Annotated in this window: 18 protein-coding genes and 1 tRNA gene; 17 read left to right on the top strand and 2 right to left on the bottom strand. The window is 72.2% G+C overall.

The genetic code is table 11. The features are described from left to right. Positions 1-128 precede the first annotated feature (128 nt). The 16 genes from ACZ31C_RS19850 to ACZ31C_RS19925 all read left to right on the top strand — a co-directional run bounded on the left by ACZ31C_RS19850 (position 129) and on the right by ACZ31C_RS19925 (position 21,725). On the top strand, positions 129-1,307 hold the full coding sequence (locus ACZ31C_RS19850; protein ID WP_449954721.1) for an ROK family protein: 1,179 nt from the start codon (positions 129-131) through the stop codon (positions 1,305-1,307). Continuing rightward, positions 1,304-2,884, top strand: coding sequence for a sugar ABC transporter ATP-binding protein (locus ACZ31C_RS19855; RefSeq protein WP_465796562.1), 1,581 nt, complete (start codon positions 1,304-1,306; stop codon positions 2,882-2,884). Before ACZ31C_RS19850 ends, ACZ31C_RS19855 begins: the two co-directional genes overlap by 4 nt. Then, the gene (locus ACZ31C_RS19860) at positions 2,881-3,996 is read left to right on the top strand and encodes an ABC transporter permease (protein WP_465796563.1); all 1,116 of its coding nucleotides are present in this window, start codon (positions 2,881-2,883) and stop codon (positions 3,994-3,996) included. The genes ACZ31C_RS19855 and ACZ31C_RS19860 overlap by 4 nt, the downstream gene beginning before the upstream one ends. Before the next feature lie 102 nt (positions 3,997-4,098). After that, positions 4,099-5,154: a substrate-binding domain-containing protein gene (locus ACZ31C_RS19865; protein WP_465796564.1), complete on the top strand. Its 1,056-nt coding sequence runs from the start codon at positions 4,099-4,101 to the stop codon at positions 5,152-5,154. Between the two features lie 54 nt (positions 5,155-5,208). After that, the gene (locus ACZ31C_RS19870) at positions 5,209-6,381 is read left to right on the top strand and encodes a Gfo/Idh/MocA family protein (RefSeq protein ID WP_465796767.1); all 1,173 of its coding nucleotides are present in this window, start codon (positions 5,209-5,211) and stop codon (positions 6,379-6,381) included. Between the two features lie 469 nt (positions 6,382-6,850). Further along, on the top strand, positions 6,851-8,011 hold the full coding sequence (locus ACZ31C_RS19875; protein WP_465796565.1) for an inositol-3-phosphate synthase: 1,161 nt from the start codon (positions 6,851-6,853) through the stop codon (positions 8,009-8,011). Then, positions 7,995-8,873 carry an SCO3242 family prenyltransferase gene (locus tag ACZ31C_RS19880; protein ID WP_465796566.1) on the top strand — a complete coding sequence of 293 codons (879 nt, stop codon included), beginning with the start codon at positions 7,995-7,997 and terminating at the stop codon, positions 8,871-8,873. Before ACZ31C_RS19875 ends, ACZ31C_RS19880 begins: the two co-directional genes overlap by 17 nt. Beyond that, a complete protein-coding gene (locus ACZ31C_RS19885) occupies positions 8,870-10,093 on the top strand; it encodes a sugar phosphate isomerase/epimerase family protein (RefSeq protein ID WP_465796567.1) in 1,224 nt (407 codons plus the stop codon). Before ACZ31C_RS19880 ends, ACZ31C_RS19885 begins: the two co-directional genes overlap by 4 nt. Before the next feature lie 257 nt (positions 10,094-10,350). Beyond that, the gene (locus tag ACZ31C_RS19890; protein ID WP_465796568.1) at positions 10,351-10,965 is read left to right on the top strand and encodes an EboA domain-containing protein; all 615 of its coding nucleotides are present in this window, start codon (positions 10,351-10,353) and stop codon (positions 10,963-10,965) included. Continuing rightward, entirely contained in the window at positions 10,965-11,813 is an 849-nt protein-coding gene (locus ACZ31C_RS19895) for a TatD family hydrolase (protein ID WP_465796569.1), read from the top strand. The genes ACZ31C_RS19890 and ACZ31C_RS19895 overlap by 1 nt, the downstream gene beginning before the upstream one ends. Then, positions 11,813-13,045, top strand: coding sequence for a metabolite traffic protein EboE (gene eboE / locus ACZ31C_RS19900; protein ID WP_465796570.1), 1,233 nt, complete (start codon positions 11,813-11,815; stop codon positions 13,043-13,045). The genes ACZ31C_RS19895 and eboE overlap by 1 nt, the downstream gene beginning before the upstream one ends. Before the next feature lie 19 nt (positions 13,046-13,064). Next, entirely contained in the window at positions 13,065-14,453 is a 1,389-nt protein-coding gene (locus ACZ31C_RS19905) for an alkaline phosphatase family protein (RefSeq protein WP_465796571.1), read from the top strand. After that, a complete protein-coding gene (locus ACZ31C_RS19910) occupies positions 14,450-15,517 on the top strand; it encodes a polyprenyl synthetase family protein (protein WP_396750490.1) in 1,068 nt (355 codons plus the stop codon). Before ACZ31C_RS19905 ends, ACZ31C_RS19910 begins: the two co-directional genes overlap by 4 nt. A 238-nt stretch (positions 15,518-15,755) precedes the next feature. After that, entirely contained in the window at positions 15,756-18,623 is a 2,868-nt protein-coding gene (locus ACZ31C_RS19915) for a PQQ-dependent sugar dehydrogenase (protein WP_465796572.1), read from the top strand. Positions 18,624-18,702: 79 nt separating this feature from the next. Continuing rightward, complete coding sequence (locus ACZ31C_RS19920) at positions 18,703-20,418, top strand: ThuA domain-containing protein (protein ID WP_465796573.1); 1,716 nt, start codon at positions 18,703-18,705, stop codon at positions 20,416-20,418. A gap of 299 nt (positions 20,419-20,717) precedes the next feature. Then, positions 20,718-21,725 carry a sugar phosphate isomerase/epimerase family protein gene (locus tag ACZ31C_RS19925; RefSeq protein WP_350698333.1) on the top strand — a complete coding sequence of 336 codons (1,008 nt, stop codon included), beginning with the start codon at positions 20,718-20,720 and terminating at the stop codon, positions 21,723-21,725. A 73-nt stretch (positions 21,726-21,798) separates the two neighbouring features. Here ACZ31C_RS19925 and ACZ31C_RS19930 read toward each other — a convergent pair whose 3' ends face one another. Continuing rightward, positions 21,799-22,977, bottom strand: coding sequence for an ROK family transcriptional regulator (locus ACZ31C_RS19930; RefSeq protein WP_465796574.1), 1,179 nt, complete (start codon positions 22,975-22,977; stop codon positions 21,799-21,801). Between the two features lie 493 nt (positions 22,978-23,470). Further along, positions 23,471-23,842, bottom strand: coding sequence for a hypothetical protein (locus ACZ31C_RS19935; protein WP_396750480.1), 372 nt, complete (start codon positions 23,840-23,842; stop codon positions 23,471-23,473). A gap of 273 nt (positions 23,843-24,115) precedes the next feature. Between ACZ31C_RS19935 and ACZ31C_RS19940 the strand changes: the two genes are divergently transcribed. Continuing rightward, a tRNA-Asn gene (locus ACZ31C_RS19940) sits at positions 24,116-24,188 on the top strand. The last annotated feature ends 219 nt before the right edge of the window (positions 24,189-24,407 follow it).

Raw genomic sequence — 24,407 nt, forward strand, 5'->3', positions numbered from 1 at the left:
CTGTTGGGACAAAAGTTGGCGGAATGTCGGCCGAAGATCTGGACAGGCGGCGCGGAAGGCGCCTACTGTGTCGGACACAACACATCGGCGTTGCGTCGATGTGAACGGCATCGATGAAAGGGGTCCCGATGCGGACCGTCGAACCCCTGCACGTGCGCCTGTTGCGGTTGCTCCGCGACCAGGGGGCCGTCTCCCGGGCGGAGCTGGCGGACCGCCTGGAGATACCCCGTCCCCGGCTGCTGGCCGAGCTGGAGCGTCTGGTCGGACACGGCTACGTCGCCGAGGCCGGGATGGCCGCCTCGCGGGGCGGTCGCCGCTCCACCCTGGTCGAGTTGAGCCCGGACCTTCGGTTCGCAGCCGTCGACCTCGGGGCCAGCTCCATCGATGTCGAAGTGCTCAACGGTCGCCTGGAGCCCGTGGCGGCGTACGCGGAGTCGGCCGACATCCGCTCCGGCCCCAAGGTGATCCTGCACCGCGTCAACGAACTGCTGGCCAAGGCCCGGGTGGACGGCGTCTACGACCGGCTGAACGCGGTCGGCATCGGGGTGCCCGGTCCGGTCAGTTTCCGCGACGGGGTGCCGGTGTCCCCACCGATCATGCCGGGATGGGACCGCTTTCCCGTCCGTGAGCTGCTGACCCGAGAACACGGCTGCCCGGCGGTGGTCGACAACGACGTGAACATCATGGCGATCGGTGAGCGGCACGGTGGGGTGGCGCACTCGGTCGACGACTTCCTCTTCGTCAAGATCGGCACCGGCATCGGGTGCGGGATCTATCTGAGCGGCGAGGTCTACCGGGGCACCGACGGCTGCGCCGGGGACATCGGCCACATCCAGGTGGACGGACACGGACCGGTCTGCTCGTGCGGCAACGCCGGCTGCCTGGAGGCGCTGTTCAGCGGTGCCGCGCTGGCCAAGGACGCCACTGCGGCAGCGCGTACCGGTGCCTCGCCCGCGCTGGCCGAACGGCTGCGCGTGCAGGGGTCGGTGACCGCCCAGGACGTCGCCGCCGGAGCCGTCGAAGGAGACGTGGCCTGCATCCAGCTCATCCGCGAGGGCGGTCGACGCGTCGGCAGCGTCCTGGCCGGACTGGTGAGCTTCACCAACCCGTCGATGATCGTCATCGGCGGTGGACTGGCCCACCTGGGCCACGTACTGCTCGCCGAGATCCGCAGCGTCGTCTACCGGCGCTCCCTGCCGCTGGCCACCGGCAACCTGCCGGTCGTGCTCTCCGAGCTGGGGCCGCGTGCCGGTGTCGCGGGAGCTGCGGTGCTCGCCAGTGACCTGGCCTTCCAGGAGGCGGCATGAACAGTCAGGGTGACGTGAGCGACGCGCCGCTGGTCGAGGCCCCGGACGACACCGTCGCCGGCGAAGTGGTCCTGCGCCTGACCGACGTGGTCAAGACCTTCCCGGGCGTACGCGCGTTGGACGGCGTGCAGCTGGAGGTGCGGGCCGGCGAGGTGCACTGCCTGCTCGGCCAGAACGGCGCCGGCAAGTCGACGTTGATCAAGGTGCTCGCCGGAGTACATCGACCGGATTCGGGGCTGGTCGAATGGCGCGGGGAGCCGGTCACGTTCGCCAATCCGCAGGCCGCCATGCGCGCCGGGATCGCCACCATCTATCAGGAACTCGATCTGGTCGAGGACCTGTCGGTGGCGGAGAACGCCTTCCTGGGGCACGAGCCGCGCCGGCTCGGCTTCGTCCGGCGGGGGCAGATGGCCCGGCGTACCCGGCAGATCCTCGGCCGGCTCGGGCACGCGGAGATCCCGCCGGGCCGGATGGTGCGGGCGCTGCCCGCGGCCGGCAAGCAGGTGGTCAGCATGGCCCGTGCGCTCTCCCACGAGGCCCGGCTGATCATCATGGACGAACCGAGCGCGGTGCTGGCCCACGACGAGGTGGAGAACCTCTTCCGGATCATCCGCGAGCTGACCGCGCAGGGCATCGCGGTCATCTACATCTCGCACCGGCTGGAGGAGATCCGCGAGATCGGCGACCGGGTGACCGTCCTCAAGGACGGCCGGACCACGGCCGCGAACCTGGCGGCCCGGGACACCCCGACCGGGGACCTGGTCTCCCGGATGACCGGCCGGACCATCGAGTACGTCTTCCCGGACCGTCCCGCCGACACGGGCGTCGGTGAGGAACTGCTCCAGGTCGACGGGTTGACCCGCGCCGGGGAGTTCGCCGACGTCTCGCTCTCCGTGCGGGCCGGTGAGATCGTCGGCATCGCCGGGCTGGTCGGCTCCGGCCGGTCCGAGCTGCTGGAGACCATCTACGGCGCGCGCCGGGCCGAGGCCGGCTCGGTGCGGATGTCCGGCCGGGCCCTGCGACCGGGCAGCGTCGGCGCGGCGGTCCGGGCCGGCATGGGCATGGCCCCGGAGGAACGCAAGAGCCAGGCGCTGCTGCTCGGCGAACCGATCTACCGCAACGTCACGCTGGCCACCTTCAGCCGGTACGCCCGACTCGGGTTCACCGACGTCGGGAAGGAACGCGCCGAGGCGGACCGGATCGCGGAGAACCTGGAGATGCGCCCGCGCGACGTACGCCGGGCGGTGCGCACCCTCTCCGGCGGCAACCAACAGAAGGTGGTGGTCGGGCGCTGGCTGCTCGGCGACACCAGACTGCTGCTGCTCGACGAACCCACCCGGGGCGTGGACGTGGGCGCCCGCGCCGAGCTGTACCAGGTGATCCGGCAGCTCGCCGCCGAGGGCGTCGGGGTGCTGCTGGTCTCCAGCGAGGTACCCGAGGTGCTCGGTCTGTCCGACCGGGTGCTGGTGATGCGGGAGGGCCGGGTCGTGCGGACGGCCCCGGCAGGCGAACTCGACGAAGACACCGTGCTCGACCTCGTGATGGCGGGGTCTCTGATGGAAGGCGCACCGGCATGAGCGAGCGAGGGCCCGCTACCACACAGTTGCCGGCGCAGTCGCCGCCGGTGGACCCGGCACCGACCGGGGTGACCAAGCACGACCCGTCCGGCGGGTCCCGGCGCGGGCTGTCCTTCTGGAGCGGTGAGGGCGGCGAGGGCGCCAAGCGGAACCTGGCCCTGATCGGGGTGCTGCTGGCGCTCTTCGTGATCGGTGCGGCCACCCGCTCCGACCTCTACTCCAACCCCGACTGGGTCTGGGCCAACATGCTCAGCATCCTCAAGCTCGCCTCGGTGGTCGGCGTGGTCACCGTCGGGATGACCTTCGTGATCATCGGAGGCGGCATCGACCTCTCCGTCGGCGCGATCGTCGCGCTCGCCGGAGTCTGGTGCACCACGGTCGCCACCCAGAGCTTCGGTGCCGGCGGCATGATCTTCACCGCGATCGTGGTCGGAGTGGCGGTCGGCCTGGTCAACGGGACGCTCATCGCGTACGGGCGGCTGGTGCCGTTCATCGCCACGCTGGCCATGCTGGTGGCCGCCCGGGGACTGGCCGCCGAGATCTCCGACAAGCAGACGCAGATCTCGCAGAACGGCGTGATCAACGGCATCGCCAGCAACGACCTGTTCGGCATCCCGCTGCTGGTCTACATCCTCGCCGCGGTGGGCGCCGCCGGGTGGGTGCTGCTCAACCGCACCACCTTCGGTCGGCGTACGGTCGCCGTCGGCGGCAACCCGGAGGCGGCCCGGCTGGCCGGCATCAACGTCCGGCTGCACACCCTGCTGCTCTATGCGCTCTCCGGCCTCTGCTGCGGCATCGCCGCGATCATGCTCACCGCCCAGGCCACCTCGGCCCAGGCGGCGATGGCCAACCTCTACGAGCTGGACGCGATCGCTGCCGTGATCATCGGTGGCACGCTGCTCAGCGGCGGGCGGGGCACCATCGTCGGCTCCCTGCTCGGTGTGATCATCTTCGCCACCATCACCAACCTGTTCGCGATCAACGGCCTCTCCACCGAGGCGCAGAACATGGTCAAGGGCGGCATCATCGTCGCCGCCGTCCTGATCCAGCAGGTGCAGTTCGGCACCCTCAGCCAGTTCTTCCGCCGCAACAACCGGCTCACCACCGGCTGACTTCTCTCGCATACCGCACCACACCGGGCCACCCGAGCGAACGACGGTGGCCGGGTAGCGCACACCCAATTTCCCTCCACCACCTGACATCAGGAGGTCGTCATGACCCAGCACAGTCGCGACATGTCGCGGCGCCGGATGCTCTTCGGCGGGGCGGCCGTCGGTGCCGGCGTCCTGCTCTCCGCCTGCACCAGCAACGAGCAGGGGACGCCCACCGAGGCACAGACCAAGGCGGCCGAGGGCGGCGGCAACGCCGAGCCCGGTGAGCGGGTCACGATCGGTTTCTCCGCTCCGGCCGCCGACCACGGCTGGATCGCCGCGATCACGAACAACGCCCGGGCGCAGGCCGGCGCGTACTCCGACGTGGAGTTCAAGACGGTCGAGGCCGGTGCGGACGCGGCGGCCCAGCGGGCGGCGCTGTCCACCCTGATCTCGCAGAAGCCCGACGTGATCGTGCTGCTGCCGCACGACGGCAAGGAGCTGAACTCGTTCGGTCTGGAGGCGATGGCGGCCGGCATTCCGGTGGTCAACCTGGACCGGGCCTTCCCGGACGCCAAGGCGTACCGGTTGCAGATCAAGGGCGACAACTACGGCATGGGCGTCTCGGCCGCGACCTTCATCTACGAGCAGCTCAAGGCCAAGGGCGTGAGCAACCCGGTGATCGCCGAGATCGCCGGGATGGACGAGTTGGAGCTGACCCAGGAGCGGACGAAGGGCTTCAACGACACCCTGGCCCAGCACGGCCTGCGGGTGGCCAACCGGCGGGCGGCCCGGTTCACCGTCGACTCCGGCCAACAGGAGACGAGCCAGTTGCTCCAGGCACTGCCGAAGATCGACGCGATCTGGAACCACGACGACGACCAGGGCATCGGCGTGCTGGCCGCGATCAGCCAGGCCAACCGCAGCGAGTTCTTCATGGTCGGCGGCGCCGGCTCGAAGAAGGCGATGGAGGACATCCAGGCCGACAACACGGTGCTCAAGGCCACCGTGACCTACAGCCCGTCGATGGCCTCGTCGGCCATCTCGCTGGCCCGGCTGATCGGCCAGAACCGGGGCATGTCGGATCTGGTCGAGCTCCAGGTGCCCAAGGAGATCGTCCTCGCCTCCGAGACGATCACGAAGGAGAACGCGAGCGACTACCTCAAGCTCGGGTTCTGACACCACGGGGGGAGACCCACCTTGTCCACGACTGACAACCAACTGCGGGTCGGCATGGTCGGCTACGCGTTCATGGGCGCCGCGCACTCGCAGGCCTGGCGGACCGTGAATCGAGTGTTCGACCTGCCGGCGCGGGCCCGGATGGTGGCCGTCTGCGGCCGCGATCCGGGAAAGGTGGCCGACGCCGCCGACCGGCTCGGCTGGGAGGAGCACACCACGGACTGGCGGGAGCTGGTGACCCGCCCGGACATCGACGTGGTCGACATCTGCACACCGGGGGACAGCCACGCCGAGATCGCCCTCGCGGCGTTGGCCGCCGGCAAGCACGTGCTGTGCGAGAAGCCGCTGGCCAACACCGTCGCCGAGGCGCAGGAGATGGCCGCCGCGGCGGCCACCGCCCGAGCCGGCGGGGCCCGTTCGATGTGCGGGTTCAACTATCGGCGGGTACCCGCGGTGGCGCTGATGCGTCAGCTCGTCGCCGACGGACGGCTGGGCGAGATCCGGCACGTCCGGGCCAGCTACCTGCAGGACTGGATCGTGGACCCGCAGTTCCCGCTGGTCTGGCGGTTGCAGAAGGACCAGGCGGGCTCCGGCGCGCTGGGTGACATCGGTGCGCACATCATCGACCTGACCCAGCACGTCACCGGCCAGCGGATCGCCGGGGTCAGCGCGGTCACCGAGACGTTCGTCAAGGAGCGGCCGTTGCCGTCCGGGTCGAGCGGGCTGGCGGCGCAGGCCGACGGTGCCGCCGCCACCGGACCGGTGACCGTCGACGACGCCGCGATCTTCGTGGCCCGACTCGACGGCGGCGCGCTGGCCACGTACGAGGCGACCCGGTTCGCCACCGGTCGCAAGAACGCCCTCCGGGTGGAGATCAACGGGTCGCTCGGCTCGGTGGTCTTCGACCTGGAACGCCTCAACGAGCTGGAGTTCTACGACGCCACGCGCCCCACGGCCGAGCAGGGCTTCAGCCGGATCCTGGTGACCGAGAGCGAGCACCCGTACCTGTCGGCCTGGTGGCCGCCGGGGCACATCATCGGGTACGAGCACTCCTTCACCCACCAGATGCGCGACTTCATCGAGGCGGTGGCGACCGGCGTCGACCCGTCGCCCTCGTTCGTCGAGGCGTTGCAGGTGCAACTGGTGTTGGACGCGGTGGTCCGCTCGGCCGAACTGGGGTCCGCCTGGACCGAGGTGGAGCCGACGCTGGCGACGGTCGCCGCCTGAACCACCTCCGGTACCGACCGGCGAGGGCCGGCCGCGGTTGCGCCCCGCGGCCGGAACGGGGTCGGTACCGGAGGTCGTGCCACCGGCCACCCGGCCCGGGGGCACGAGGAAAGCGGTGCCTCCGGTGCGGCCGGACCGGGATTCCCCGGCCGCACCGGAGGTCCGCCACCGACGGCAACGTCGCCGCCGGCCAGGAGATCCCGCCGGGTACGCACCACCCGATCTTCCCCGCCTCTGGGCGGACCTGTTCGCCACGAGTCCTCCGGCCCGGTCACCGACGCCGGTGGCCGACCGGTTGCGGGGGAGGCAGGGGCGCGACGCCGACCGCCCCTGCCTGCTAGCCCCGTCCGTCCGCACCGCCCGAATGCCGGCTGGCGTCGTCGCCGCCGACCTCGACGCCAGCCGGTGAGCTTCATCGGGCGGCGCGGCGGACGGGGCGCATCCGCCCGAAGTGATCCGAAGGAGCGCCATGCGTACGGGTGTCTGGCTGGTGGGGGCGCGCGGCTCGGTCGCGACCACCAGCATCGTCGGGGCGCTCGCCCTGCGGGCCGGTCTGACCGGGCCCACCGGGTGCGTCACCGAGCTGCCCGAGCTGCGCGGCCCGGCCCTGCCGACCTTCGCCGAGCTGATGTTCGGCGGCCACGACGTGGTCACCACACCGCTCGCCAAACGCGCCGAGGCGCTCGCCACCGCCGGCGTGCTGCCGGCCCGCCTGGTCGCCGCGTTGACCGAGGAACTGGCCGCCGTGGAACGCGACCTGCGCCCCGCGCCGATCGGCGGCAGCCAGGCCGACCGGGCCGCCGCCACCGTCCGCGACCTCGTCGACTTCCGCGAGTGGCACGGGCTGGACCGGGTGGTGGTGGTCAACGTCGCGGCCACCGAGCCGACGCCCCGACCGCACCCCGGCCACGCCGACCCGGACGCGCTGCGAGCCGCCCTCGCCGGCCCCGACGAGGTGCTGCCGCCCAGCTCCCTGTACGCGTACGCGGCGGTGACGGCGGGCTGCCCGTACGTCGACTTCACCCCGTCGACCGGGCTCCGGTTGCCGGCGTTGACCACGCTTGCCGACACGCACCGGGTGCCGTACGCGGGACACGACGGCAAGACCGGGGAGACGCTGCTCAAGTCGGTGCTCGCCCCGATGTTCGCGATGCGCCACCTCACCGTCCGGTCCTGGTCCGGGCTCAACCTGCTCGGCGGCGGTGACGGTGCGACCCTCTCCGAACCGGCCGCCAACGCCGCCAAGGTCCGCAGCAAGCAGCGGGTGCTCGGCGAGACGCTCGGCTACCTGCCGCAGGGCGACACCCGCATCGAGTACGTCGAGGAACTGGGCGATTTCAAGACCGCCTGGGACCTGATCACCTTCGCCGGCTTCCTGGGCACCGGGATGCGCCTGGAGTTCACCTGGCAGGGCTGCGACTCGGCGCTGGCCGCCCCGCTCGTGCTCGACCTGGCCCGGCTCACCGCCGCGGCGCACGCCGCCGGGGTCAGCGGGCCGCTGACCGATCTCGCCTTCTTCTTCAAGGACCCGCTCGGCACCGCCACCCACTCGCTCGGCGACCAGTGGACCCGGCTCGCCGCGTTCACCCGTCGCCTGCACGCCGGAGGTCGCGATGCCTCGCGTGGCTGACCTCGCCGAGCTGGTCCGGGCCCCGGCCGCGCTCTCGGTGCCCGGGGACGTGGTGGCCGGTGCCGCGGCAGCCGGTGCGCTCGGCCCGGGTACGCCCGTGCTGGCCACCGCGTCGGTGCTGCTCTACTGGGCCGGGATGGCCGCCAACGACTGGGCGGACCGGCGGCTGGACGCGGTCGAGCGCCCCGAACGCCCGATCCCCAGCGGCCGGGTCCAGCCCGGACTCGCGGTCGGCCTGGCCGCCGGCCTGACCGTGGCCGGCGTCGGGCTCGCCGCGCTGGGCGGGGGCCGTCGCGCCACCGCCGTCGCGGTGCCGTTGGCCGCCGCCGTCTGGGCGTACGACCTGGCCGCCAAGAACACCGCCGCCGGGCCTGCGGTAATGGCCACCTGCCGGGGACTTGACGTCCTGCTCGGCGCCGCCGGTGGCCGACCGGCCCGGGCGTTGCCGGCGGCGCTGACCGTCGCTGCGCACACCTGGACCGTCACCGCCCTGTCCCGCCGCGAGGTCACCGGCGCCGACCGGGCGCTGCCGAGACGTACCCTCGCCGGCACCGCGCTGGTCGCGGCGAGCGCCGCGCTGCCGTCCCGCCGGGGTGGACCGACGGCCGCGGGCCGGGTGGCGGTGGCACTGCCCGGAGTCCTCGCCGGTTGGTACGCCGCCCGTTACGGCACCGCCCAGGCCCGGGTGGCCGCCGACCCGAGCGCCGGCCGGGTCCGCGCGGCGGTCGGCGCCGGGATCACCGGGCTGCCCGCGTTGCAGGGCGCGTTGACCGCGCGGGCCGGTGCCGGCCTACTCGGGCTGGCGGTCGCCGCCGCCGCGCCGCTGGGGCGGCGGCTGGCCCGGAAGGTCTCACCGACATGACCGCCGCCGCCTCCGAGCACCCGGGCGGGCTGCGTTTCGGGTACGGCACCAACGGCTTCGCCAACCACCGGCTGGACGACGCGCTGGCGGTCATCGCCGACCTCGGCTACACCGGCGTCGCGCTCACCCTCGACCACGATCACCTCGACCCGTTCGCGCCGGGGCTGGCCCGCCGGGTCGACGCCGTCGGCCGCCGACTGGCCGACCTCGGTCTGGGGCTGGTGATCGAGACCGGGGCGCGGTACCTGCTCGACCCCTGGCACAAGCACGCACCGACGCTGCTGCACGACGACCCCGCGCTGCGGATCGAGTTCCTGCGCCGCGCGGTGGCGATCGGCGCGGACCTCGACGCCGAGGCGGTCTCGTTCTGGGCCGGTGTCCGACCCGAGTCGGTCCCACCGGCCCTCGCCTGGGACCGCCTGGTCGCCGGCTGCGCGCCGGTGGTCGAGGCGGCCGACGCGGCCGGGGTGACCCTCGGCTTCGAGCCCGAGCCGGGCATGCTGGTCGAGGACATCGCCGACTGGCGTCGCCTGCACGCGGCCCTCGGCGCCCCGCCCCGGCTGGGCATCACCCTCGACATCGGACACTGTCGCTGCCTGGAGCCGATACCGGTGCCCGACTGCGTCCGCGCGGTCGCCACCCACCTGGTCAACGTGCAGATCGACGACATGCGGCGAGGCGTGCACGAACACCTGGAGTTCGGTACCGGCGAGATCGACTTCCCGCCGGTGCTGGCCGCCCTGCGCGAGGTCGGCTACCGGGGCCTGGTCGCGGTCGAGCTGCCCCGCCACTCGCACGCCGCTCCCAGCATCGCCGCCCGCTCCCTGCACTTCCTGCACACCGCCGCGTCGACTGCCGCCGCGTCGACTGCCGCCGCGTCGACTGCCGCCGCGTCGACCGCCGGTGCGGGCGAGGCGACCGCGGTCCCGCCGCGCGCGGCCGTGGCGGAGGTGGCTGTCCTGCCGCCGAGCGCGGCTGCGGCTGTCCTGCCGCCGACTGTGGCTGTGGGGGCGCCGCCGACCGTGGGTGTGGCCGGGATGGCGCCAGCGCCAGCGCCAGCGCCAGCGGCAGCAGCGGCAGCGCCAGCGGCAGCAGCGGCAGCGGCAGCGGCAGCGGCAGCGGCAGCGACCGAGCACACCCCGGTGGGCGCCCTTTGCTCTGCTTCAACGGACGCAACGCCCGGCGTCCGATATCCGGACAGCGACCGTTGCGTGGGGTGAAGCAGAGCAAAGGGGCCGCGAGGCAGTAGCGCGGGCGGCGCGAGAGCACCGCAAGCGCCGAACGGCAGGGCACCGCAAGCGCCGAACGGCAGGGCACCGCAAGCGCCGATCGGCAGGGGCACCGGAAAGGCCGATCGGCAGGGGCACCGGAAGTGCCGGACGGCAGGGCACCGGAGAGGCCGGATGGCAGGGCACGTGAAGCGGACGGCAGCGGAGCACGGGCGCGGACGGCGGTAGCGGAAGGGGTGCGGACGGCGATGACACCGGACGAACTGCGGGCGGCCCTGCGGGGCGTACCCGACCCGGAGTGGCTGGCGATGGCGCTGCGGCGCGTCGCGGCCGAGCCGGCCGCGATCGCGCGGCTCTTTCCCGCCGCCGGTCGGCACTGTGGTCGGGCCGAGCTGCCCGACCTGCCCGGCTGGACCGCCGACGAGGCGGCCCGGGCGCTGTTGCTGACCGCCCTGCCGACCGCACACGCCGGGCTCGCCGGGCACGTCGAGACGTTGTACCGAACCGGGGACGCGGCCGAGAAGCGGGCGGTGCTCAAGGCGTTGCCGCTGCTGCCGATCGGTACGGCCGGGGTACCGCTGCTGCACGACGCGATCCGCACCAACGACACCCGGCTGGTCGCCGCCGCCCTCGGCCCGTACTCCCGTCACCTCGACCAGCCGGCCTGGCGGCAGGCGGTGCTCAAGTGCGTCTTCACCGGCGTACCGCTGGCCGTGGTGGCCGACCTCGACGCCCGCGCCGACGGGGAACTGGCGCAGATGCTCGGCGGGCTGGCCGACGAGCGGCGGGCCGCCGGGCGGGAGATGCCCGCCGACGCCGTCGCGTTGCTGGACCGGCTGACCACCCACCACAGGGAGGTGTGATGCGGATCTTCGACCCGCACATCCACATGACGTCCCGCACCACCGACGACTACGAGCGGATGGCCGCCGCAGGGGTCCGGGCGGTGGTCGAGCCGGCGTTCTGGCTCGGCCAGCCACGGACCAGCGTCGGCTCGTTCACCGACTACTTCGACTCGCTGGTCGGTTGGGAGCCGTTCCGGGCCGGGCAGTTCGGCGTACGCCACCACGCCACGATCGCGCTGAACCCGAAGGAGGCCAACGACCCGCGCTGCCGGGCGGTGCTCGACGTGCTGCCGCGCTACCTGGAGAAGGACGGCGTGGTGGCGGTCGGCGAGATCGGGTACGACTCGATGACGCCGGAGGAGGACGAGGTGTTCGCCGTCCAGCTCGCGCTGGCGGTGGAGCACGGGCTGCCGGCGCTGGTGCACACCCCGCACCGGGACAAGGCCCGGGGCGTCGAGCGCACCCTCGCGGTGGTCACCGAGTCGGGGATCGGGGCCGGGCGGGTGGTGGTCGACCACCTCAACGAGGTGACCGTACGTGCCGTGCGGGACAGCGACTGCTGGCTCGGGTTCTCCATCTATCCCGACACCAAGATGTCGCCGCCCCGGATGGTCGAGCTGCTCAAGGCGTACGGGACCGAGCGGGTGCTGGTCAACTCGGCCGCCGACTGGGGGCGCTCGGATCCGCTGCTGACCCGGGCCACCGGCGAGGCGATGCTGGCGGCCGGGTTCACCGACGACGACGTGGACCTGGTGCTGTGGCGCAACCCGGTGGAGTTCTACGGCCAGTCGGGGCGGCTCGACCTGACCGACGCCGACGCCGAGCCGACCTTCGCCGGCAACTCGATCCTGCGTGGCGGTGGCTGATGCGGCTACGTCATCCCGGCGGGCGCACCGTGCACCTCGGGTACTGCACCAACGTGCACGCCGCCGAGGACCTCGCTGGCATCGTCGCCCAGCTCGACCGCTACGCGGTGCCGGTCCGGGAGACGCTCGGCAGCGACCTGCTCGGCCTCGGGCTGTGGCTGGCCGCCCCGGTCGCCGCCGAACTGGCCGCCGACCCGGACGCCCGTCGCCGGTTGCGCACCGAGCTGACCGTACGCGGGCTGGAGGTGGTCACCCTCAACGGTTTCCCGTACGCGGCCTTCCAGGCACCCGTGGTCAAGGGAGCGGTGTACCTGCCGGACTGGACCGACGCGCGGCGGCTCCGGTACACCCTGGACCTGGCCCGGGTGCTGGCCGACCTGCTGCCCGACGATGCCGTGCGGGGCTCCGTCTCGACCCTGCCGCTGGCCTGGCGTACCCCGTGGGACACCGCCCGTGCGGACGCGGCCCGGCAGCGGCTGGACCAGCTCGCCGCCGGGCTCGCCGCAGTGGAGCGGGAGACCGGCCGGACGGTGCGCGTCGGCTTCGAGCCGGAGCCCGGCTGTGTCGTGGAGAGCAGCGCGCAGGCGGCCACCGCGCTGTCCGGCATGGACACCGAGCGGCTCGGTATCTGCCTGGACCTCGCCCACCTCGCCTGTGCCTGGGAGGAGCCGGTCGCCGCCCTCGACCGGTTGGCCGCCGCCGGGCTGCCGGTGGTGAAGGTGCAGGTCTCCGCCGCGCTGGAGGCGGCCGACCCGGTCGGCGACGCCGATGCGCTGCGCCGCTGGGTCGAGCCGCGCTTCCTGCACCAGACCCGTGCCGCGAGCTGCGCCACCGCCACCGACGGCCGGTCGAGCGGCCCGGCCTCGTCGTCGGCGGCGGGCGACCCCGCCGACCCGGCCTGGGCGGCCGACGACCTGGACGCGGCGCTCGACGCGGCACTACCCGGCCCGTGGCGGGTGCACTACCACGTGCCGCTGCACGCCCCGCCCGAGCCGCCGCTGGGCTCGACGCTGCCGGTGCTGCGCGACGCGCTGGCCGTCCTGCTCGGCGGCGACGACGCGGGCTGCGACCACCTCGACGTCGAGACGTACACCTGGGGGGTGCTGCCGGTCCGGCGGCGCCCGCGCACCGACGCGGAGCTGGCCGCCGGGATCGCCGCCGAACTGGCCTTCACCCGCGACGAACTGGTCACCCTCGGGCTGACCCCGACCGAAGCGGTGGTGACGCCGTGACCGACCCTGGAGGACCGTCGTGAGCCGACCCCTGGTGGTGCTGGACGTGGTGGGACTGACCCCCCGGCTGCTGGCGCACATGCCCCGGCTGCGGGCGGTCGCCGACGCCGGTTTCCAGGCCGAGCTGGGTACGGTGCTGCCGGCGGTGACCTGCTCGGCACAGTCGACGTTCCTCACCGGGGCGCTTCCCACCGAGCACGGGATCGTCGGCAACGGGTGGTACTTCCGGGACCTCGGTGAGGTGCTGCTGTGGCGGCAGCACCACGCGCTGGTCGGCGGGGAGAAGCTGTGGCAGGCGGCCCGGCGGGCCGAGCCCGGCTACACCGTGGCGAACGTCTGCTGGTGGTACGCGATGGGCGCGGACGTGAACTGGACGGTCACGCCCCGGCCGGTCTACTACGCCGACGGCCGCAAGGAACCGGACTGCTACACCGACCCGCCCGAGCTGCACGACCGACTCACCGCGCGGCTGGGCACGTTCCCGCTGTTCACCTACTGGGGGCCGGGCGCCGGGCTGCCGTCGTCGCGGTGGATCTGCCGGGCCGCCCAGCAGATCGTCGAGGAAGAGGCACCGGACCTGACCCTGGTCTACGTCCCGCATCTCGACTACGACCTGCAACGCTTCGGCCCCTCCTCGCCCCGGGCCGCCGCGGCGGCGGCCGAGTTGGACGGCGTACTCGGGCCGCTGCTGGACGCCGCGCGCGACCGCGAGGCGACCGTGGTGGTGCTCTCGGAGTACGGCATCACCGACGTGTCCCGGCCGGTCGACGTCAACCGGCTGTTGCGGGCCGACGGGCTGTTGCGGGTCTACACGCAGGCCGGGATGGAGTACCTGGACCCGTGGACGTCGCGGGCCTTCGCGGTCGCCGACCACCAGGTGGCCCACGTGTACGTGCGGGACCCGGCGGACGTGCCGGCGGTGGCGAAGCTCTGCGCCGGGCTGCCGGGAGTGGCCGAGGTGCTCGACGCCGACGGCAAGGCGGCGTACGGGCTGGATCATCCGCGCGCCGGTGAACTGGTGCTGGTTGCCGAGCCGGACGCCTGGTTCACCTACTACTACTGGCACGACGACGCCCGCGCGCCGGACTTCGCCCGACTGGTCGAGATCCACCGCAAACCCGGGTACGACCCGGCGGAGCTGTTTTTCGACCCGGCCGCCCCCGGTGCGGCGAAGCGACGGGCCGCGGTGGCCCTGGCGCGCAAGAAGCTCGGCATGCGGTACCTGATGAGCGTGGTCGGCCTGGACGCCGGGGCCGCCGCGGTGCGTGGTTCGCACGGCCGGCTGCCCGCCGACCCCGCCGACGGGCCGGTGCTGCTCTGCTCGGACGGGTCGGCGGCGCGGGACCGGATCGCTGCCACGGAGGTGAAGGGGCTGCTGCTGCACCTGGCCGGGCTCCCGGTGCGGTGACCGTCACGGTGCCGTCCGCCGACGCGGGCGCGTTACGAGCCAGGTTCGACGCCGAGCTGACCGCGTTCCTCGACCGGCAGGACCCGGACTGGCCGGACGGCGCGCCCCGGGGTGTCTTCACCACGCTGCACCGGTTCGTGCTGGCCGGCGGGAAGCGGCTGCGTCCGCTGTTCTGCTACTGGGGCTGGCGGGGCGCCGGTGGCCCGGACGGCACCCCGATCGTGACCGCCGCCGCGGCGTTGGAGCTGTTCCACGCGTTCGCGCTGATCCACGACGACATCCTGGACGGCAGCGACCGCCGCCGGGGTGAGCCCTCGGTGCACCGGATCTTCGCCGACCTGCACGCCCGCTCGTCGTGGCGGGGCGACCCCGAGGCGTACGGGCGCAACACCGCCCTGCTCTGCGGCGACCTCTGCGCGGCCTGGTCGGACCAGATGTTCCACGAGTGCGGGCTGACCGCCGAGGCGGTGCACCGGGGGTACGGCGTCTTCGCGTTGATGCGGACCGAGGTGATCGCGGGGGAGTACCTCGACCTGGTGTCCGGAGTCGGCGACGGGTCGGTGGCCAGCGCGCTCACGGTGATCCGGATGAAGGCGGCCCGCTACACGGTGACCCGGCCCTTGCAGATCGGCGCCACCCTGGCCGGCGCGCCACCCGAACTGGTCACCGCGCTGGTCGAGTTCGGCGACCCGTTGGGGGACGCCTTCCAGCTCCGCGACGACGTGCTCGGGGTGTTCGGCGACCCGGCGGTCACCGGCAAGTCCGTGCTGGACGACCTGCGCGAGGGCAAGCCGACGGTGATGATGGCCCTCGCCCGCGCCGCCGCCGACCGGTCGCAGAGCACCCGGTTGCGTGAGCTGTTCGGCAACCCGGACCTGGACGGTGACGGTGCCGCCGAGCTGCGCAAGATCATCGAGAGCACCGGTGCCCGGGACGAGATCGAGCGGATGATCCGGCGACGCGCCGAAGCGGCGCTGGCCGTGCTGGCGCACGTCCCGGTGACGCCGGAGAGCCGCGCGGCGCTGAGCGCGCTGGCCAGACAGGCGATCGACCGTCGGCACTGACCCGCCACCCCGGCAACTTTTGATCGAAGTGACGAAAGTCAGTGCCGACTCGGCGGAAGATATAGACACATCGACCAATGTCGTTTAGTGTCATCGCCAGCACCGGATTGTTTCGTCGAGGTGAACCGGCGGCGCGGGAACCCACGACAGCACCACCGCACCCCTCCCGCTACGGCATCCGGCGCGACGGCGCGCGCCCCGCCCTGGCAGTCACTCGTCAGGAAGGGACAGGACTCGCATGTCCACCCACCACCACCGCCACCCCGCACGGTGGCTCACCGGCGCCTCGGCGCTGCTGCTGGCCGTCACCGCCGGCACAGTGGCCCTCGGTGCCGGGCCGGCCGCCCTCGGCGGCCCCACCCCCGCCCAGGCCCACCCCATCGTCGCCACCGACTTCCAGCAGGTCACCCTCGCCAAGGGCGTGGCCGAGGTCGGCGAGCCGATGACCCTCGCGGTACTGCCCGACCGCTCGGTCCTGCACACCGCCCGCAACGGCACGCTGCGCCGCACCGACGCGGCCGGCACCACCACCGTGATCGGCACCGTCCCGGTCTACACCCATGACGAGGAAGGGTTGCAGGGCGTCGGCGTCGACCCCAACTTCGCCAGCAACCGGCACGTCTTCCTCTACTACGCCCCGCCGCTGTCCACCCCGTCCGGCGACGCCCCGGCGACCGCCAGCGACTTCTCCGCCTGGCGCGGCGTCAACCGGCTGTCCCGGTTCACCCTCAACGCCGACTTCACGCTCAACCAGTCCAGCAAGGTCGACGTGCTGGACGTCCCCGCCGACCGGGGCATCTGCTGCCACGTCGGCGGCGACATCGACTTCGACGCCGCCGGCAACCTGTACCTCTCCACCGGCGACGACACCAACCCGTTCGACTCCGCCGGATACTCACCGATCGACGAACGGACCAACCGCAACCCGGCGTACGACGCGCAGCGCAGCGCGGCCAACACCAACGACCTGCGCGGCAAGATCCTGCGCATCAAGGTGAACGCCGACGGGACGTACGCCATCCCGGCCGGCAACATGTTCGCCCCCGGTACGGCCGGCACCCGCCCCGAGATCTACGCGATGGGCCTGCGCAACCCGTTCCGGATGAGCGTCGACAAGGCCACCGGCATCGTCTACGTCGGCGACTACGGGCCGGACGCCGGCTCCACCAGCAGCCGGGGCCCCAGCGGGCAGGTCGAGTTCAACCGGATCACCGCGCCCGGCTTCTACGGCTGGCCGTACTGCACCGGCACCAACACCACCAACGAGACGTACGCCGAGTGGAACTTCGCCAACGGCACCGCCGGCCCGAAGTACAACTGCACCGGCGGGGCGACCAACAACTCGTTCCGTAACACCGGCCTGACCACCCTGCCGGCCGCCAAACCCGCCTGGATCCGGTACGCCGGAGACGCCGGCAGCCCGCCGGAATTCGGCAGCGGCTCCGAGTCACCCGCCGGCGGCCCGGTCTACCGCTACAACGCCGCGTCCACGTCGACCACCAAGTGGCCGCAGAGCTTCGACGGCCAGTTCTTCGCCGGCGAGTTCGGGCGTGGCTGGATCAAGCCGATCCACATCAACAGCGACGGCTCGGTGGGCGCCATCGACGCCTCCTTCCCGTGGAACGGCAAGCAGGTCATGGACATGGCCTTCGGGCCGGACGGCGCGCTCTACGTGCTGGACTACGGCACCGGGTACTTCAACGGCGACGCCAACTCGGCGCTCTACCGCTACGACTACGTGGGCGGCGGCAACCGCGCCCCGACGGCGGTGGCGTCGGCGAACCGGACCTCCGGGGTCGCCCCGTTGACCGTGAACTTCTCCTCGGCCGGGTCGTCGGACCCGGAGGGTGGGGCGTTGACCTACTCGTGGGCGTTCGGTGACGGCACCACGTCGACGGCCGCCAACCCGAGCAAGACGTACACCGCCAACGGCACGTACAACGCCACGCTGACCGTCCGCGACCCGCAGGGCGCCACCGGCAACGCCAGCGTGCAGATCCGGGTCGGCAACACCGCGCCCACGGTCACCATCAACGGCCCGGTCAACGGCTCACTCTTCTCCTTCGGCGACACCGTGCCGTTCAGCATCACCGTCACCGACCCGGAGGACGGCACGATCGACTGCACCAAGGTCCGGATGACCTACGTGCTGGGCCACGACAGCCACGGCCACCAGATCACCTCGCAGACCGGCTGCTCCGGCTCCATCACCATCCCGGTCGACGGTGAACACGACTACGCGGCGAACATCTTCGCGATCTTCGACGCCGAGTACACCGACACCGGCGGGCTCACCACCCACACCCAGCACATCCTCCAGCCGCGCAGCCGACAGGCCGAGCACTACAAGACCTCGTCGGGCATCGCGGTCTTCGACAAGGCCCCGGCCGAGGGCGGCAAGACGGTCGGCAACATCAACAACGGCGACTGGATCGCGTTCGAGCCGTACCGGATCAACAATGTGACGTCGTTCAGCGCCCGGGTCTCCTCGGCCGGCTCCGGCGGCACCCTCCAGGTACGCGTCGGCTCGGCCACCGGCACCGTGCTCGGCTCGGCCACCGTCCCGGTGACCGGCGGTTGGGAGACGTTCACGACGGTGAGCGGCGCGATCACCAACCCGCCGAGCGGCACCACCACGCTCTACCTCACGTTCGCCGGCACCGGCACCGGATCGCTGTACGACCTGGACTCGTTCACCTTCACCACGGGCAGCGGGAACACCGGCGGCACCGGCCCGATCACGGGTCTGGCGGGCAAGTGCCTGGACGTACGGGACGCGGCCACGGCCGACGGTACGCAGATCCAGCTCTGGACCTGCAACGGCAGCGCGGCGCAGATCTGGTCGGTGACGCCGAACTCGACGATCCGGGCGTTGGGCAAGTGCCTGGACGTCAACGGCGGTGCCTCGGCCGACGGCACGAAGATCCAGCTCTGGACGTGCAACGGCTCGGCCGCCCAGAACTGGTCCGCGCAGTCGAACGGCACGCTGCGCAACCCGCAGTCCGGTAAGTGCCTGGACGTGTCGAACAACAGCTCGGCCGACGGCCAGGCGGTCCACCTCTGGACCTGTCACACCAACGCCAACCAGCGCTGGGTCCTGCCCTGACAGAAGGAGGGGTCCCCTGCTAACGCCTCGTGTATAGCAGGGGTCCCCTCCTCACACCACGAACCGTAGGGAGAGCGACATGCGCAGACTCCTCAGAAGACCCGCCGCCGGCCTGGCCACCGCCGTCCTCGCCGTCCTCGCCTGCACCGCACCGGCCACCCCGGCCAGCGCCGCCGACGCCCCGTACGACGTGCTGGTCTTCTCCAAGACCGCTGGTTTCCGGCACGACTCCATCGCGGTCGGCACCCAGGCCATCCGCGACCTGGGCGCGGCGAACAGCTTCACCGTCACCGCCACCGAGGACGCCGCCGCGTTCACCACCGGCAACCTCGCCCAGTACGAGGCGGTCGTCTTCCTCAACACCACCGGCGACGTGCTCAACGCGACCCAGCAGACCGCCTTCGAGTCGTACATCAACGCAGGCGGCGGATTCGTCGGCGTGCACGCCGCCGCCGACACCGAGTACGGCTGGTCCTTCTACGGCAACCTGGTCGGCGCGTACTTCCGCTCGCACCCGGCGATCCAGCAGGCCACCGTACGCGTCGAGAACCGCGCCCACGCGGCCACCGCCCACCTGCCGCAGAACTGGGTACGCACCGACGAGTGGTACGACTTCCAGACCAACGCCCGCTCCGGCGCGCGGGTGTTGGCCACCCTGGACGAGTCGACGTACTCGGGTGGGGTGATGGGTGCCGACCACCCGATCGCCTGGTGCAAGACGGTCAACTCCGGACGGTCCTTCTACACCGGCGGCGGCCACACCCAGGCCTCGTACGCCGAGCCGGCGTTCCGGGCGCACCTGCTCGGCGGCATCCGGTACGCGGCCGCCCGCACCAAGGCCGACTGCCGCCCGGAGACCGGCTACACCGCCCTCTACAACGGCTCGACCACCGGCTGGTCCCAGGCCGGGCCGGGCAGCTTCACCAACTCGGACGCCACGCTGACCTCGGTCGGCGGGATGGGCCTGTACTGGTACAGCGCGAAGCAGTTCACGAACTACTCACTCAAGCTGGACTGGCGGCTCGCCGGGGACGACAACTCGGGCGTCTTCATCGGCTTCCCGCCGTCGAGCGACCCGAACTCGGCCATCAACAACGGCTACGAGGTGCAGATCGACCCCACCGACGCCGCCGACCGGACCACCGGCGCGGTCTACGGATTCAAGTCCGCCGACCTCGCCGCCCGCGACGCCGCGCTGAACCCGGCGGGGGAGTGGAACACCTACGAGCTGCTGGTGGAGGGGGAGCGCCTCCAGGTCTTCCTGAACGGGTCGAAGATCAACGACTTCACCAACACCGACCCGGTCCGGTCGCTCGCCGGCCACATCGGCATCCAGAACCACGGTACGGGTGACGACGCGTTCTTCCGCAACATCCGGATCAAGGAGTTGGGCGGTACGAACCCGCCGCCCACCGGCACCGGACGGATCACCGGTCTGGCGGGCAAGTGCCTGGACGTGCGGAACGCGGCGACCGCCGACGGTACGCAGATCCAGATCTGGACCTGCAACGGCAGTACGGCGCAGACCTGGACGGTCACCCCGAACTCCACCATCCGCGCGCTGGGCAAGTGCCTGGACGTCAACGGCGGCGCCTCGGCCGACGGCACGAAGATCCAGCTCTGGACGTGCAACGGCTCCGGCGCCCAGAACTGGTCCGCACAGTCCAACGGCACGCTGCGCAACCCGCAGTCGGGTAAGTGTCTGGACGTGTCGAACAACAGCTCGGCCGACGGCCAGGCGGTCCACCTCTGGACCTGTCACACCAACGCCAACCAGCGCTGGATCCTGCCCTGACGGGTTAGGAGGGGTCCCCTGCTATGCACGAGGCGTTAGCAGGGGACCCTTCCTTACATCCGCCGCAAGCGCGCTACACCTTTCGCACGCGCGTTACGCCTTCCGCTACTGCGCGGGGCGCGCCTAGAGTGAAGGCGGCGACCGCGAGGTGGCCGGTGCACCGACGGGAGGCGCAACCCGTCGGTCCCAGGTGCCACCGCGCCCACCGGTCCACGCCCTCGCAGGCCGCCACGTCCGGCCGCCCTCGCCCCGGTCACGCAGGTACGGAATCCCCACCACACGCACAGGGGAGAAGAACTATGGCGCGACCGATCACGCTGTTCACCGGCCAGTGGGCCGACCTTCCGTTCGACGAGGTGTGCCGGCTCGCCGCCGAGTGGGGCTACGACGGGCTGGAGATCGCCTGCTGGGGCGACCACTTCGAGGTCGACAAGGCGCTGGCCGACGACTCGTACGTCGACCGCAAACGGGAGACGCTGGCCAAGCACAACCTCCAGGTCTTCACGATCTCCAATCACCTCGTCGGCCAGGCGGTCTGCGACCACCCGATCGACGAGCGGCACCAGGGCATCCTGCCGGCCAGGATCTGGGGCGACGGCGAACCCGAAGGCGTACGCCAGCGGGCCGCCGAGGAGATCAAGGACACCGCCCGCGCGGCGGCGAAGCTCGGCGTCAACACCGTCGTCGGCTTCACCGGCTCGTCGATCTGGCACACCCTGGCGATGTTCCCGCCCGTGCCGCCGTCGATGATCGAGCGCGGCTACCAGGACTTCGCCGACCGGTGGAACCCGATCCTGGACGTGTTCGACGAGGTCGGGGTCCGCTTCGCCCACGAGGTGCACCCGAGCGAGATCGCGTACGACTACTACACCACCAAGCGCACGCTGGAGGCGATCGGGCACCGGACGGCCTTCGGGCTGAACTGGGACCCGTCGCACTTCGTCTGGCAGGAGCTCGACCCGGTCAACTTCATCTTCGACTTCGCCGACCGGATCTACCACGTCGACTGCAAGGACGCCAAGGTACGCACCGGCGACGGTCGGCGCGGTCGGCTGGCCTCGCACCTGCCCTGGGCGGACCTGCGGCGCGGCTGGGACTTCGTCTCCACCGGGCACGGCGACGTGCCGTGGGAGGACTGTTTCCGTGCCCTGAACGCGATCGGCTACGACGGGCCGATCTCGATCGAGTGGGAGGACGCCGGGATGGACCGGCTGGTCGGTGCGCCCGAGGCGCTCCAGTTCGTCCGGCGCCTCGCCTTCGACGCCCCGTCCGCCGCCTTCGACGCCGCGTTCAGCAGCAAGGACTGATCCCGCCGACTCAGCAGCAACCGATCCCGCCGACCGGGGGCCGACTGTCCGGCCCCCGGTCGACACATCCCGGTCAGTCGACGGCGAAGACGTGTTCGCTGGCCAGCCGGGCCGCGCCCACCAGGCCGGCCCGGTCGGCCAGGTCGGACAGGACCACCGGCATGGTGCCGGTGGCCGTCGGCGCCGACCGGCGGTAGACCACGCCGCGTACCTCGGCGAGCAAGATGTGCCCGAGCCCCTCCGGCGCGCCACCGATCACCACGATGCCCGGGTTGAAGAAGCTGACCAGGCCGACGAGCACCTGGCCGAGGCGGCGCGCGGCGTCGCGTACCAGAGCCTGGGCCGTCGGGTCCCCGGCGAGCGCGGCGGCGGCGACGTCCGACACGGTCAACGTGCCGGCCTCGGCCAGCCGCGCGGCCAGCGGCGCGCAGCGACCGGTCCGTGCCGCAGCCGTCGCGGCCCGGGTCAGTCCGGCGTCGCCGCAGTACGCCTCCAGGCAACCCACCTCCCCGCAGGCGCAGGTCGGCCCGTCCTCGGACAGCGGCAGGTGGGCGATGTCGCCGGCGCTGCTGGTCGAACCCCGGTACAGGGTGCCGCCGAGCACCAGCCCGCAGCCGATCGCCGTGCCCAGCTTGAGATAGAGGAAGTCGTCGAAGGTGCGCCCGATGCCGGCGTGCTGCTCGCCCAGCGCCAGCACGTTCGCGTCGTTGTCGACCAGCGCCGGGCAGCCCAACTCGGCCGCGAAGGCGTCCCGGACCGGGAAGCGTTGCCAGCCGGGCAGCGCGGTCGGTGCGATGGAGGCGCCGTTGTCGACCGGCCCGGGCAGCGCGACACCGACACCGGTGGGTTCGCCACCCCCCGACTCGGCGCGGAGCTTGCCGACGAGTTCGACGCACCGCCCGATCACCGGCTCGGGGCCCCGACGGACGTCGGCCGGCTCGCTGGTCTCGGCCAGCACGTTCAACTCGCCGTCGGTGACTGCCACGCTGATCCGGTCGGCCCCGACGAGCACGCCGACGAACCGTACTCCGGCGGCGAGCCGCAGCAGGGACGAGCGCCGTCCGCCCCGGGAGGCGGCCGGACCGGCGGTCTCGACCAGGCCACGGGCGACGAGGCGATCCAGCTCGGTGGTGAGAGAGGTACGCGACAGGCCGAGCAGATCACCCAGCTCGACCCGGGAACGAGGGCCCTCGTCGCGCAGCAGCCGGACCAGTCGCGCCTGCTGCGCGTTCTCCGGCCGGAGAAGGGCCATCCCCACCACCTCCGGTTCCGGAGTCTTCCACGACGGTGTTTCGGCACTGTGGCCGGAACCGCCCCCGGCCCGCCCGCTCTGTCCCGTACCCGCCCAGCTCTGTTTCGCCCCGCGCCCAACTCTGTCCCGCCCAGCCCCGCCCCGCCTTGGCTTTCGGCCTTCGACCGCCATTCCTGTCCTGGCTCGTGACGCCCGATCATGCGCGACCGGCATCCGTCCGGGCACGACGAGGGGCACGCGAGGGGGCGGCGCGCGGCGGGGAGGTGCTGTGGAGACGGGCGGATCGTGTGGTGGGTAGATTTGTTGTCGCCAGAGCGACAACAAATCTACCCACCCTCGGCTCAGCCGAGGACGGCCGGACGTTGCGCGCGAAGCCTCCGTCGACCGCCGAGCGGGAACACGAGCCGCGTGACGCAGGCGTCGACCGGCGGGCAGCGCACACAGCGACGGGCCCGGCCGCCGAGATGGCGGCCGGGCCCGATCGCGTACGGCTCTAGAGCGTGCTGCCGTTGGTGCCGGTCGACTTGCTGCGCGGGGTGGCCGACGTCGAGCTGGTCGCGCTCGACGAGCTCTTGCTACCCGCCGTCGCCGGAGTGCCGGCGTAGGTGTCGTCCGCCGGGGTCAGCCCGTGCTTGCCGTTGCTGTGCAGCTTCTCGCCCAGCTTGGAGTGCTCGAGCTTGTCCTTGCCCTCCTGGTAGAGGCGGTTGGCCTGGGCCTGCGCGACCCCGGCCGCCTCCTGGACCGTCGGGTGGTCGAGGACCTTGCGGCCCTGGACCATCAGCTCCTCGTACTTCTCACGGCCGGCACGGGCGCCCAGGACGAACCCCGCAGCCAGCCCGCCAAGGAACATGATCTTTCCGCGCATGGCGGCTCCTTTCGTACCTGGCGCACTGTCTTCCGTGCCCGAAGTCCGGGCGGCGGTCGATCAAACTCGCGCCTACGTCATGTCGTCGGCAGTTATCTACCCATCCTCCTCTCCGCTCATACCTCCTTGGGCCGCGATGACGATTTATCCGCCTGCGTCCGGTTAGCGACCTGTCCGGCGGAAGGGTAACCCCCTAGCCCACGACCCCCCGGAATCCTGTACTCTTGTGCCGGTCGCGCGGCGCGGAGAGATCCGCACCGAGCGGCGGTACGGTCCCCCGTAGCTCAATTGGCAGAGCAGCCGGCTGTTAACCGGCAGGTTTTTGGTTCGAGTCCAAACGGGGGAGCTTTCCTTCTCGTCCCGACGCCCACCGGCACCCGGTGGGCGTTCGTCGTATCCGGGCCCGGACCACCTGAGCCAGCCCCGCCCGAGCCCGCCCCGCCTGAGTCCGCCCCGCCTGAGCCCGGCCCACCCTGAGCCCACCCCGAGACCGGCTGACCCGGACCTGCCCGCACGGCGGCGTCGGGCAGCGAAAACGGGGACACCGGAGCCGAAGATGATCACC

The organism is Micromonospora sp. NPDC023869, assembly GCF_055559695.1.

Excerpts from the sequence above, each read along its gene's own strand:
- ACZ31C_RS19930 (WP_465796574.1), bottom strand. The coding sequence starts at position 22,977 with ATGGCCCTTCTCCGGCCGGAGAACGCGCAGCAGGCGCGACTGGTCCGG.
- ACZ31C_RS19865 (WP_465796564.1), top strand. The coding sequence starts at position 4,099 with ATGACCCAGCACAGTCGCGACATGTCGCGGCGCCGGATGCTCTTCGGC.
- ACZ31C_RS19925 (WP_350698333.1), top strand. The coding sequence starts at position 20,718 with ATGGCGCGACCGATCACGCTGTTCACCGGCCAGTGGGCCGACCTTCCG.
- ACZ31C_RS19935 (WP_396750480.1), bottom strand. The coding sequence starts at position 23,842 with ATGCGCGGAAAGATCATGTTCCTTGGCGGGCTGGCTGCGGGGTTCGTC.
- ACZ31C_RS19870 (WP_465796767.1), top strand. The coding sequence starts at position 5,209 with ATGGTCGGCTACGCGTTCATGGGCGCCGCGCACTCGCAGGCCTGGCGG.
- ACZ31C_RS19875 (WP_465796565.1), top strand. The coding sequence starts at position 6,851 with ATGCGTACGGGTGTCTGGCTGGTGGGGGCGCGCGGCTCGGTCGCGACC.
- ACZ31C_RS19860 (WP_465796563.1), top strand. The coding sequence starts at position 2,881 with ATGAGCGAGCGAGGGCCCGCTACCACACAGTTGCCGGCGCAGTCGCCG.
- ACZ31C_RS19915 (WP_465796572.1), top strand. The coding sequence starts at position 15,756 with ATGTCCACCCACCACCACCGCCACCCCGCACGGTGGCTCACCGGCGCC.
- ACZ31C_RS19855 (WP_465796562.1), top strand. The coding sequence starts at position 1,304 with ATGAACAGTCAGGGTGACGTGAGCGACGCGCCGCTGGTCGAGGCCCCG.
- ACZ31C_RS19895 (WP_465796569.1), top strand. The coding sequence starts at position 10,965 with ATGCGGATCTTCGACCCGCACATCCACATGACGTCCCGCACCACCGAC.
- ACZ31C_RS19880 (WP_465796566.1), top strand. The coding sequence starts at position 7,995 with ATGCCTCGCGTGGCTGACCTCGCCGAGCTGGTCCGGGCCCCGGCCGCG.
- eboE (WP_465796570.1), top strand. The coding sequence starts at position 11,813 with ATGCGGCTACGTCATCCCGGCGGGCGCACCGTGCACCTCGGGTACTGC.
- ACZ31C_RS19885 (WP_465796567.1), top strand. The coding sequence starts at position 8,870 with ATGACCGCCGCCGCCTCCGAGCACCCGGGCGGGCTGCGTTTCGGGTAC.
- ACZ31C_RS19920 (WP_465796573.1), top strand. The coding sequence starts at position 18,703 with ATGCGCAGACTCCTCAGAAGACCCGCCGCCGGCCTGGCCACCGCCGTC.
- ACZ31C_RS19890 (WP_465796568.1), top strand. The coding sequence starts at position 10,351 with ATGACACCGGACGAACTGCGGGCGGCCCTGCGGGGCGTACCCGACCCG.
- ACZ31C_RS19850 (WP_449954721.1), top strand. The coding sequence starts at position 129 with ATGCGGACCGTCGAACCCCTGCACGTGCGCCTGTTGCGGTTGCTCCGC.